General features: G+C 72.3%; 11 protein-coding genes. 3 read left to right on the top strand and 8 right to left on the bottom strand.

Annotation, left to right across the window (positions count from 1 at the left end; genetic code table 11):
• Positions 1–269: 269 nt before the first annotated feature.
• From TR48_RS36385 to TR48_RS46735, 7 genes are all read right to left on the bottom strand, one after another.
• The gene (locus TR48_RS36385) at positions 270–1,565 is read right to left on the bottom strand and encodes a sulfate adenylyltransferase subunit 1 (RefSeq protein WP_042374888.1); all 1,296 of its coding nucleotides are present in this window, start codon (positions 1,563–1,565) and stop codon (positions 270–272) included.
• A complete protein-coding gene (gene cysD / locus TR48_RS36390) occupies positions 1,565–2,506 on the bottom strand; it encodes a sulfate adenylyltransferase subunit CysD (protein ID WP_042374889.1) in 942 nt (313 codons plus the stop codon). Before cysD ends, TR48_RS36385 begins: the two co-directional genes overlap by 1 nt.
• The gene (gene cysC / locus TR48_RS36395) at positions 2,503–3,087 is read right to left on the bottom strand and encodes an adenylyl-sulfate kinase (RefSeq protein WP_042374890.1); all 585 of its coding nucleotides are present in this window, start codon (positions 3,085–3,087) and stop codon (positions 2,503–2,505) included. Before cysC ends, cysD begins: the two co-directional genes overlap by 4 nt.
• Positions 3,088–3,153: 66 nt before the next feature.
• Positions 3,154–3,885 (bottom strand): phosphoadenylyl-sulfate reductase, encoded by a 732-nt coding sequence (locus TR48_RS36400; protein WP_042374891.1) that lies wholly within the window; start codon positions 3,883–3,885, stop codon positions 3,154–3,156.
• Complete coding sequence (locus tag TR48_RS36405) at positions 3,869–4,054, bottom strand: hypothetical protein (RefSeq protein ID WP_042374892.1); 186 nt, start codon at positions 4,052–4,054, stop codon at positions 3,869–3,871. Before TR48_RS36405 ends, TR48_RS36400 begins: the two co-directional genes overlap by 17 nt.
• Entirely contained in the window at positions 4,051–5,739 is a 1,689-nt protein-coding gene (locus TR48_RS36410) for a nitrite/sulfite reductase (protein WP_042374893.1), read from the bottom strand. Before TR48_RS36410 ends, TR48_RS36405 begins: the two co-directional genes overlap by 4 nt.
• A 178-nt stretch (positions 5,740–5,917) precedes the next feature.
• A complete protein-coding gene (locus TR48_RS46735) occupies positions 5,918–6,136 on the bottom strand; it encodes a putative leader peptide (RefSeq protein ID WP_369405631.1) in 219 nt (72 codons plus the stop codon).
• 124 nt (positions 6,137–6,260) lie between these two features.
• Here TR48_RS46735 and TR48_RS36415 point away from each other — a divergent pair, with 124 nt between their 5' ends.
• Both TR48_RS36415 and rsgA read left to right on the top strand, forming a co-directional pair.
• Positions 6,261–7,460: a YihY/virulence factor BrkB family protein gene (locus tag TR48_RS36415; RefSeq protein WP_063771136.1), complete on the top strand. Its 1,200-nt coding sequence runs from the start codon at positions 6,261–6,263 to the stop codon at positions 7,458–7,460.
• A gap of 193 nt (positions 7,461–7,653) precedes the next feature.
• Positions 7,654–8,745 carry a ribosome small subunit-dependent GTPase A gene (rsgA, locus tag TR48_RS36420; RefSeq protein WP_042374895.1) on the top strand — a complete coding sequence of 364 codons (1,092 nt, stop codon included), beginning with the start codon at positions 7,654–7,656 and terminating at the stop codon, positions 8,743–8,745.
• A 99-nt stretch (positions 8,746–8,844) separates the two neighbouring features.
• Here rsgA and TR48_RS36425 read toward each other — a convergent pair whose 3' ends face one another.
• Positions 8,845–9,360 (bottom strand): rhodanese-like domain-containing protein, encoded by a 516-nt coding sequence (locus TR48_RS36425; RefSeq protein ID WP_042374897.1) that lies wholly within the window; start codon positions 9,358–9,360, stop codon positions 8,845–8,847.
• 248 nt (positions 9,361–9,608) lie between these two features.
• Between TR48_RS36425 and TR48_RS39835 the strand changes: the two genes are divergently transcribed.
• On the top strand, positions 9,609–10,710 hold a 1,102-nt coding region (locus tag TR48_RS39835), incomplete at its 3' end, for a bifunctional transcriptional activator/DNA repair enzyme AdaA (RefSeq protein WP_042374898.1).

The following is a 10,710-nucleotide window of genomic DNA, read 5'->3' on the forward strand; positions in this document are numbered from 1 at the left end:
TCCGGGTGGTGCGGGGCGAGCGGGTGCGGTGCGACATGGGAGAAGTTCCTCACGGTGACGAGTGGCGCGGTCTTCGGACAGGACGAGGCGGTGCGGCTGCGTGCCGACGCGAGGGCGTGAGCCCGCGTCAGCGGCACATCGGGCGACATGCGCCGATGGCGCCACGGCCGGCCCCGAGCGCGCCGCTGCCGACACGCCCGCCTTCCTTCGCGAAGAGCGAGAAGACCTCGCCACTCATCGTGTGATTGCCCTTCATGAGTCCGGGTGGCTCAGAACGCCTCGCCCGCCATGCCGGCGGTGAGGGTGGTGCCGTCGGCCTGGTCGATCAGCAGGAACGAGCCGGTGCGGCGGTTGCTGCGGTAGTCGTCCAGGGCCAGGGGCTCGGCGGTGCGCAGCACCACGCGGCCCAGGTCGTTGACGTTCAGGCTGCCCGGGCGCTCGATCCGCGCCAAGGTGTCGACCGAGATCGCGTAGGGGATGTCCTTGACGATCGCGCGGACGGTCCGGGTGGTGTGCTTGAGCAGCACCTTGTCGCCGACGCGCAGCGGGCGCTCGTTGAGGTGCGCCACGGTGGCGGCGACGTCCTGGGTCGGCTCGGGCGCGGGACCGGCCGCGATCAGGTCGCCGCGGGAGATGTCGATGTCCTCGGCCAGACGGACCGTCACCGACTGCGGCGCCCAGGCGATGTCGCGCTCCTCGCCGAGGACGTCGATCCCCGCGACGGTGGTGGTGATGCCCGCGGGCAGCACGGTCACCTCGTCGCCGGTGCGCAGCACACCGGAGGCGAGCTGGCCGGCGTAGCCGCGGTAGTCGGGGTGCTCCGCGGACTGCGGCCGGATCACGTACTGGACGGGGAACCGGGCCGGCTCCTCGCTCGGGTCGGAGCCGACGGGGACGGTCTCCAGGTGCTCCAGCAGCGTCGGGCCGCCGTACCAGTCCGTGTTCGCGGACGGCTCGACGACGTTGTCCCCGGCCAGCGCGCTGATCGGGATGGCGGTGACGTCCCGGACGCCCAGCGAGGCGGCGTAGGCGCCGAACTCCTCGGCGATGGCGGCGAAGACGGGCTCGGCGTAGTCGACCAGGTCCATCTTGTTGACCGCCAGCACCACGTGCGGGACGCGCAGCAGCGCCGCGACGGCCGCGTGGCGGCGGGTCTGCTCGACGACGCCGTTGCGGGCGTCGACCAGCACCACCGCGAGCTCGGCGGTGGACGCGCCGGTCACCATGTTGCGGGTGTACTGCACGTGCCCGGGGGTGTCGGCCAGGATGAACCGGCGGCGAGGCGTGGCGAAGTAGCGGTACGCGACGTCGATGGTGATGCCCTGCTCGCGCTCGGCCCGCAGGCCGTCGGTGAGCAGCGCCAGGTCGGGGGCCTCCTGGCCGCGCTTGCGCGAGGCGTGCTCGACGGCCTCCAACTGGTCCGCCAGCACCGACTTGGAGTCGTGCAGCAGCCGGCCGACCAGGGTGGACTTGCCGTCGTCGACGGATCCGGCCGTGGCGAAGCGCAGCAGCGAGGTCGCGGTCAGCTCCGAGGCGGTGACGGAGTCGGCGTGGGTGGTGGTCATCAGAAGTACCCCTCGCGCTTGCGGTCTTCCATGGCGGCCTCGGACATCTTGTCGTCCGCGCGGGTCGCGCCACGCTCGGTCAGGCGGCTGGCGGCGATCTCGGCGATCACCGCGTCGATGGTGTCGGCGTCGGAGTCGACCGCGCCGGTGCAGGACATGTCGCCGACCGTGCGGTAGCGCACCAGACGGCGCTCAGGCGTCTCGCCCTCCTTGGGGCCGCCCCACTCACCGGCCGTCAGCCACATGCCGTTGCGCCGGAACACGTCGCGCTCGTGGGCGTAGTAGATCTCCGGGAGCTCGATCTTCTCCCGCTCGATGTACTGCCACACGTCCAGCTCCGTCCAGTTGGACAGCGGGAAGACGCGCACGTGCTCGCCGGGGGCGTGCCGGCCGTTGTAGAGCGACCACAGCTCAGGGCGCTGGCGACGCGGGTCCCAGGCGCCGAACTCGTCGCGCAGCGAGAAGACGCGTTCCTTGGCGCGGGCCTTCTCCTCGTCGCGGCGGCCGCCGCCGAAGACGGCGTCGAAGCGGTTCGACTCGATCGCGTCCAGCAGCGGCACCGTCTGCAGCGGGTTGCGGGTGCCGTCGGGCCGCTCGCGCAGCCGGCCGTTGTCGATGAACTCCTGGACGGAGGCGACGTGCAGGCGCAGGCCGTGCTCGGCCACCGTGCGGTCCCGGTAGGCGAGCACCTCGGGGAAGTTGTGACCGGTGTCCACGTGCAACAGCGCGAACGGCACCGATGCCGGTGCGAACGCCTTCAGCGCCAGGTGCAGCATGACGATGGAGTCCTTGCCGCCGGAGAAGAGGATCACCGGGTTCTCGAACTCACCCGCCACCTCGCGGAAGATGTGGACGGCCTCGGCCTCCAGCGCGTCCAGGTGCGAGAGCGCGTAGGCGTTGTCCTGCGCGGCGGCGGTGGGCAGGGAGATTGCGGTGGTCACGCCAGTCCCCTCTCGGTCAGCAGAGCGTGCAGGGCGGCGGCGGACTCGGCCACCGTCTGGGTGTGCGCCTCGATGCGCAGGTCGGGGGAGGCCGGGGCCTCGTAGGGATCGTCGACGCCGGTCAGTCCGGAGATCTCACCGGCCGCCTGCTTGGCGTAGAGGCCCTTCACGTCGCGCTCCGAGCAGACCTCGACCGGCGTCGCCACGTGCACCTCCAGGTACGAGGTGCCCTGGGCGCCGTGCCGGGCGGCGACCGCGGCGCGGGAGTCCGCGTAGGGCGCGATCACGGGCGCGAGCACCTTGACGCCGTTGGAGGCCAGCAGCTCGGCCACGAAGCCGATTCGCTGGATGTTGGTGTCCCGGTCCTCGCGGGTGAAGCCGAGGCCCCGCGAGAGGAACTCGCGGATCTCGTCGCCGTCGAGGATCTCCACGCGGTGGCCCTCGGCGCGCAGGCGCTCGGCGAGGGCGCTCGCGATGGTGGTCTTCCCGGCGCTGGGCAGGCCGGTCAGCCACACGGTGGCGCCGCAGGCCTGCACGGCGGCCGCCGTGGGGGCCGCCGGTGCGTCAGCTGTGGTGGTCATGAAGGTCCGCTCCAGACAGGGGGTCAGCGGGAGAAGGGACGGGGGTCACGGGAGAAGGGACAGGGGTCAGAGGTGGATGCCGCACTCGGTCTTGCCGGCGCCGGCCCAGCGGCCGGAGCGGGCGTCCTCGCCCTCCAGCACCCGGCGGGTGCAGGACTCGGGCGAGCAGCCGATCGACGCGTAGCCGTCGAAGAGCAGCGGGTTCAGCAGGATGCCGTGGGCCGCGACGTAGGCGTCCACGTCCTCCTGGGTCCAGCGCGCGATCGGGGCGATCTTCACCTTCTGCCGCTTCGGGTCGTACGCCACGACCGGGGTGTTCGCCCGGGTGGGGGACTCGTCGCGGCGCAGGCCCGTCGCCCACGCGTCGTAGCCGGCCAGGCCCCGGTTCAGCGGCTCGACCTTGCGCAGCTTGCAGCACAGGTCCGGGTCGCGGTCGTGCAGCTTCGGCCCGTACTCGGCGTCCTGCTCGGCGACCGACTGACGCGGGGTCAGCGTGATGACGTTGACCGGCATGGTCGCCGCCACCGCGTCGCGGGTGCCGATGGTCTCCACGAAGTGGTAGCCGGTGTCCAGGAAGACCACGTCGATGCCGGGGAGCGCGGTCGAGGCCAGGTGGGCCACGACGGCGTCCTCCATCGAGGAGGTCACCGCGAGCCGCCGACCGAAGGTCTCGGCGGCCCAGCGCATGATCTCCGGTGCGGACGCCTCCTCCAGCTCCACCGCCGCGGCGGCCGCCAGGGCCTCCAACTGCTCGGCGGTGTAGGGAGACTTCGGCTCGGACTCAGTCCCGGTCGTCATCGGTGGCTCCCCCGGTCGTGGACGAGGCCGACAGCAGCCCCAGGAACTTGAGCGCGAACGCGCGGCGGCAGGAGGCGCACTCCCAGGCCCCGTGCCCGCCGGTCTCGCTCGGACGCAGGTCCTCGTCCCCGCAGTAGGGGCAGTAGAACGGTGCGGCGCGCTCACTCACGACAGCTGCTCCTCGTTCGCCCGGGTGGTCCACTGCGCGAAGCGCTCACCGTCCTGGCGGTCGTCCAGGTAGCGGCGCAGCACGCGCTCGACGTAGTCGGGCAGGCCGTCCTTGGTGACCTTCAGGCCGCGGACCTTGCGGCCGAACCCGGCCTCCAGGCCCAGCGCGCCACCGAGGTGCACCTGGAAGCCCTCGACCTGCCGACCGTGCTCGTCGGTGACGAGCTGGCCCTTGAGGCCGATGTCGGCGACCTGGATGCGGGCGCAGGCGTTCGGGCAGCCGTTGATGTTGATGGTCAGCGGCTCGTCGAACTCCGGCAGGCGTGCCTCCAGTTCGTCGATGAGCGTCCTGCCGCGCTCCTTGGTCTCGACGATGGCGAGCTTGCAGAACTCGATGCCGGTGCAGGCCATCGTGCCGCGGCGGAACGGGGACGGGGTGACCCGCAGGTCCAGCGCCTCCAGCCCGGCGACCAGCGAGGAGACCTGCTCCTCGGCCACGTCCAACACGATCATCTTCTGCTCGGCGGTGGTGCGCAGGCGGTCCGAGCCGTGCCGGGCGGCCAGGTCGGCGACCTTGGTCAGCAGCGAGCCGTCGACACGGCCGACGCGCGGGGCGAAGCCGACGTAGAACTTGCCGTCCTTCTGCCGGTGCACGCCCACGTGGTCGCGCCAGCGCTCGACCGGCTCGGTCGGGGCCGGGCCGTCGACGAGCTTGCGGTGCAGGTACTCGTCCTCCAGCACCTGACGGAACTTCTCGGCGCCCCAGTCGGCCAGCAGGAACTTGAGGCGGGCACGGGTGCGCAGGCGGCGGTAGCCGTAGTCGCGGAAGATCGAGATGACGCCGGTGTAGACGTCCGGGACCTCGTCCAGCGGCACCCAGGCATTGAGCCGCTCGCCCAGGCGCGGGTTGGTGGACAGGCCGCCGCCGACCCAGAGGTCGAAGCCGGGGCCGTGCTCGGGGTGGACGACGCCGACGAAGGCGATGTCGTTGATCTCGTGGACCACGTCCAGCAGCGGGGAGCCGGAGATCGCGGACTTGAACTTGCGCGGCAGGTTGGAGAAGTCCTTGTTGCCGACGATGCGCCGGTGGATCTCCTCCAGTGCCGGGGTGCCGTCGATGATCTCGTCGGCGGCGATGCCGGCGACGGGCGAGCCGAGGATGACGCGCGGGGTGTCGCCGCAGGCCTCGGTCGTGGAGAGGCCGACGGCCTCCAGCTTCTGCCAGATGACCGGCATGTCCTCGATCCGGATCCAGTGGAACTGGATGTTCTGCCGGTCGGTCAGGTCGGCGGTGCCGCGGGCGTAGGTCTGCGAGATCTCGCCGATGGTGCGCAACTGTGCGACGGTCAGGCGGCCGCCGTCGATACGGACGCGCAGCATGAAGTAGTCGTCCTCGAGCTCGTGCGGCTCCAGGATCGCGGTCTTGCCGCCGTCGATCCCGGGACGGCGCTGCGTGTACAGGCCCCACCAGCGCATACGCCCGCGCAGGTCGTTCGGGTCGATGCCGTCGAAGCCGATGTGGGCGTAGACCGTCTCGATGCGTGTCCGGACGTTGAGACCGTCGTCGTCCTTCTTGAACTGCTCGTTGCCGTTGAGCGGCGTGAAGTGACCGGCAGCCCACTGGCCCTCGCCGCGGTGGCGGGTCACCTTGCGCTTCGGTGAGGAGGAGGCGGGGGTGGCGGCCATGAGGTGCGTCCTTCGGCAGTTGGTTCGGGGCCTGAGCGGTGGTGCTCCCGGACCGGCGCTACGGCGCTGACCTGCACGAGGGTGCGTGCGGCGCGCGACGGCGACCCGGCCTGGGCGACGCGCTCCGCGCGGCGGTGCGCGGGCGTCGGGCGTTGCTGTCGGTGGGGCGGCAGGGGTATCAGGTCACCGGACAGATGGCGCTGGACATGCGGCCGAGGTCGACGTGGAGTCGACCGACCAGGGCAGTACCGGCACCAGACATGGCAGAAGACTCGCACGCCGAACTTTTCGCAGTCCAGCACCTTCCATCATCTGGACAAAACTGTCTTGCCAGTCGGGATTTGCGGATCGCCACGGCCCGGGGTCGAGGCCCCACAGCCCGGATCGGCTCTCTCATTCCGATCTGCAAGACAGAGGCGTCCACTATTCGGAAGATCACTCGCTTGCCCCGACGGCCAGGTCGGCACGACCGCCGATGCCGCACGGCGGGCGAGTCCACTGTGGGCCGATAGGTTTGCACCGTGCAACCCGCAGGCGACCTCTCACCCACACCCCGGCACCGTGCCCATGGCGGTCGGCGCGCGAACCGCCGCCGGGCCGGAGCGTCCTACCGGGACGTCGCCTGGAAGCTGATCAAGGACACCACCAACACCTGCATCGAGTACCGCGTCACCGGTCTCGCCGCCGAGGTCGCCTTCTTCACGCTCATGTCCGTCCCGCCGCTGCTGCTCTCCGTCGCGGGCACGCTCGGCTACCTCAGCCACGGTGTGATCGCCAAGCTCGAGGCGGACATCCTGCGCGCCGCGAGCACCTTCCTCACGCCCGGCTCCGTGCACCAGACCGTGCAACCGTTGCTGAACAGCGTCTTCAGCAGCGGCCGGCCCGACCTGATCTCGCTCGGCTTCCTGCTCGCCCTGTGGTCGGGCTCCCGCGCGCTCTACGTCTTCGTCGACACCGTCACGATCATGTACGGGCTCGAGGACCAGCGCGGCATCGTGCACACCCGGCTGCTCTCGTTGGGCCTCTACATCGTCGCCCTCATCGCGGGCACCGTCATCGGGCCGCTGGTGATCGCCGGGCCGGACCAGATCGTGCACTGGTTCCCCGCGACCTCGGACGTCGTGCACATCCTCTACTGGCCCGGGGCGATCCTGCTCTCGGTGCTCTTCATGACCACGCTCTACCACGTGGCCGTGCCGGTGCGGACTGCGTGGAAGGAGGACCTGCCCGGCGCCATAGTGGCCCTGCTCGTCTTCTTCGTGTGCAGCATCTTCCTGCGTCTCTACCTCGTGCACTCGGTCGAGGGCCCCACCGTCTACAGCTCGCTCGCTGCTCCGGTGGCCGTGCTGCTGTGGATCGGCGTGATCGCCCTTGCCGTCCTGATCGGCGCGGCCATGAACGCCGCGATCGACCGCATGTGGCCGACCCGCGAGACCGCGCAGGCCCGCGCGGAGAACGAGAAGGCCCGCGAGGAGGAGGCTATGGAGCTCGTCCGACGCGCCGAGGCGCGGCGCTCCGCCAACCGCAACCGCGCCGCGAACCCGCCCCCCTCCGCGGCGGCGGGTGAGACCGAGGCCCCGGCCGAGTACCCGGAGCGCTGGGCGGACTTCCTCCCGCACAAGGACCTCCGCGGCCGCATCCAGTCCAAGGGCAACCGCCGGCGGCGCTACCCCTCGCCGTTCGACAACGAGAAGGACAACGAGAAGCGGGACGACGGGTAGCCCCCCGCTCCGTCCCGCTTCGCCCCGCTGGGCACCGCTCCGCGCGCGGAAATCCCGTGGCGCGCGTCGAGCCGTCGGCGCTAGCGTCTGAGCAGCCGTCGGGGCACCCGAAGCCGAGGAGGTGAGGAAGCGATGAACACAGCTCTGTCCACGCAGCAGCCGATCACTCGTTCCTCCCTTCGAAGGGCTTCTCTTGTCTTCCTCCGATCTGCCTTCAGCTGATCGACTTCCCTCCGACCTCGTCCGCTACGGCTGGGACGAGGACTGGCGGACCGCCTTCGCGCCGTTCGCGGCGCAGGGCCTGATCCCCGGCCGGGTCGCCCGGGTCGACCGCGGCCTGTGCGACGTGGTCACCCCGCTCGGCACGCTCCGCGCCGACACCGCGCTGGTCACCCCGCGCGACCCGGTGCGCATCATCTGCACCGGCGACTGGGCGGTCGTCGCCCAGGGCGCGGCAAAGATCGGCCACCAGGTCCGCTCGCTGCTCCCGCGTCGCACCGCCGTGATCCGCTCCGGCGCCTCCCGGCGCTCCGAGGGCCAGGTGCTGGCGGCCAACGTCGACACCGTCGTCATCACCGTCTCCCTCGCGGTCGAGCCGGACCTCGGCCGGGTGGAGCGCTTCCTCGCACTCGCCTGGGAGAGCGGCGCGGCCCCGCTGGTCGTCCTCACCAAGGCCGACCTCGCCCCCGACGCCGAACTGATCCGCGCGGACGTGGAGCGGATCGCGCCCCGCGTCCCGGTCCACGTCGTCAGCGCGACCGAGGGCGACGGCGTGGACGGACTCCGGGCCGCGCTCGGCGCGAGCACGGTGCTGGTCGGCCAGTCCGGCGTCGGCAAGTCGACGCTGGCCAACGCGCTCGTCGGCCTGGACGCCATGGACGTCCGCGCCATCGGCGTCGACGGCAAGGGCCGGCACACCACGACCACCCGCGAACTGCTGCCGCTGCCCGACGGCCGCGGCGTGCTGATCGACACCCCCGGCCTGCGCGGCGTCGGCGTGATCGACGCCGCAGTCGGCCTGCACCAGGTCTTCGCCGACATCGAGGAGTTGGCCGCGCGCTGCCGCTTCGCCGACTGCCGACACGAAGGCGAGCCCGACTGCGCGGTTCAGCAGGCCCTCGACGAGGGCGAGTTGTCCCACCGGCGGCTGGAGAGCCATCGCAAGCTCCAGCGCGAGAACCGCCGTATGGCCGCCCGCACGGACGCCCGCCTGCGCGCCGAGACGCACCGCGTCTGGAAGGAACGCGGCCGCCTCGCGCGCGCCAAGGGCAACCGCCGGGCCTGACCGCACCGCACTGCACCGCAAGGAACCGTGGCCGCCCCTTCCGGGCGGCCACGGCCAGGTTCCGGGCCCGCCCGGTCGCAGGGCGCGGGGCGGCGGCGCTCAGCAGGCGCAGGAGACGCCCGAGCGCGGGGCGGTGAGGTCGTCGACCAGGCGCCGCTCCTCGCCGCGCGCGGACTCGAAGGCGAAGCCCTCGCGCACCCAGTACTCGAAGCCGCCGATCATCTCCTTGACCGGATAGCCGAGCCGGGCGAAGGCGAGGGCCGCGCGGGTGGCGCCGTTGCAGCCGGGGCCCCAGCAGTAGGTGACGACGGTCGTGGCGCGGTCGACGAGGGACGGGGCCAGCTCGGCGATCCGGGCGGTCGGGATGTGCAACGCCCCCGGGATGTGGCCCTGGGCCCAGGCGGCGTCGCTGCGCGAGTCGACCACCACGACGGACCCGACGCCGGCGGCGAGGTCGGCGTGCACGTCGGAGACGTCGGCCTCGAAGGCGAGCCGGGCGGCGTAGTGGGCTGCGGCGACGGCCGGGTCGGCGGCGGGGACGGAGAGCACGGCGCTCGAGGCGGTCGCGTCGGCGGCACTGGTGGCGGTGGTGGCGGTCGCGCTGGTCGTCGTCATGGCTCGTCCTTGTCCTCGTGGCCTGGGTGGTCCGGGTGGTCCGGGTGCTCCTCGGGGTCCCCGTGCCGCGGTCGTTCGCGGTGGGTCCGTTCCCGGCGGCGACTTCATTCTCACGGGGGCCGATCGCCGCCACGAGTGGCGTGAACGCCCTGGAACGTGAAGATCCCGCCATCCGGGCCGCCGCCACTGCCGTGTCCGATTCCCGCCAGTGCGCGGGCCGCCGATGCCGCAGACTGGAGGGCGTGAGGATGCACGAAGACGCCTGTTACCGGGCGGTGAGCAGCAAGGACGCCCGCCTCGACGGGGTGTTCTACACGGCTGTGCGGACCACCGGCATCTACTGTCGACCCAGCTGCCCCGCCAGAACCCCCAACCGAGAGAACGTCGCTTTCTACCCGACCGCCGCGGCCGCCCAGGCCGCCGGCTTCCGGGCCTGCCGGCGCTGCCGGCCCGACGCCGCGCCCGGCTCCTCGGAGTGGAACCTCCGCGCCGACCTGGTCGGGCGCGCGATGCGCCTGATCGCCGACGGCGTGGTCGACCGCGAGGGCGTGGCCGGGCTCGCCGCGCGGCTCGGCTACAGCGACCGCCACCTGACCCGCGAGCTGCACGCCGAACTCGGTGCGGGCCCGCTCGCGCTCGCCCGCACCCAGCGGGCGCAGACCGCCCGGCTGCTGCTGCAGACCACCGACCTCGGCGCGACCGAGGTCGCGTTCGCGGCCGGTTTCTCCAGCGTGCGCCAGTTCAACGACACGATCCGCGAGGTGTACGCGATGACCCCGACCGAGCTGCGGGCCCAGCAGGGCCGCCGCAACGTCGTGCAGGGCGTCATACCGCTGCGCCTGGCCCACCGTCAGCCGTTCGACGCCGCAGCCGTCTTCGACTTCCTGGCGCTGCGTGCGGTGCCGGGCGTCGAGGAGGTGGTCCCGCGCGACAGCGGTGGCGCCCGCACCTACCGGCGCACGCTCGCCCTGCCCGGCGGGCCGGGCGTGGCCGAGGTCGACGAGCCGTCCAAGCCGCAGGGCTGGCTGGACGCGCGGGTGCGGCTCACCAACGTCCGCGACCTGACGGCGGCCGTGCAGCGGCTGCGCGCGCTCTTCGACCTCGACGCCGATCCCGACGCCGTCGCCGAGGTGCTCGGCGCGGACGCGTACCTCGGCGCGCTCGTCGCCAAGCGTCCCGGTCTGCGTTCGCCCGGGCATGTCGACGCCCACGAGCTGGCCGTGCGCGCGGTCCTCGGGCAGCAGGTCACCGTCGCGGCGGCGCGCACGCTCGCCGGACGCCTGGCCGCGCGCTACGGTGCGCCGCTGCCCGAGCCTAGCGGCGGCCTGACCGCCCCTTCCCCTCCCCGGC

The organism is Streptacidiphilus neutrinimicus (assembly GCF_000787815.1).
Taxonomy (GTDB): Bacteria; Actinomycetota; Actinomycetes; order Streptomycetales; family Streptomycetaceae; genus Streptacidiphilus; species Streptacidiphilus neutrinimicus.

Coding starts and splice junctions, on each gene's coding strand:
- TR48_RS36385 (WP_042374888.1), bottom strand. CDS start 1,565: ATGACCACCACCCACGCCGACTCCGTCACCGCCTCGGAGCTGACCGCG.
- cysC (WP_042374890.1), bottom strand. CDS start 3,087: ATGACCACCACAGCTGACGCACCGGCGGCCCCCACGGCGGCCGCCGTG.
- TR48_RS36400 (WP_042374891.1), bottom strand. CDS start 3,885: ATGACGACCGGGACTGAGTCCGAGCCGAAGTCTCCCTACACCGCCGAG.
- TR48_RS36410 (WP_042374893.1), bottom strand. CDS start 5,739: ATGGCCGCCACCCCCGCCTCCTCCTCACCGAAGCGCAAGGTGACCCGC.
- TR48_RS46735 (WP_369405631.1), bottom strand. CDS start 6,136: ATGAGAGAGCCGATCCGGGCTGTGGGGCCTCGACCCCGGGCCGTGGCG.
- TR48_RS36425 (WP_042374897.1), bottom strand. CDS start 9,360: ATGACGACGACCAGCGCGACCGCCACCACCGCCACCAGTGCCGCCGAC.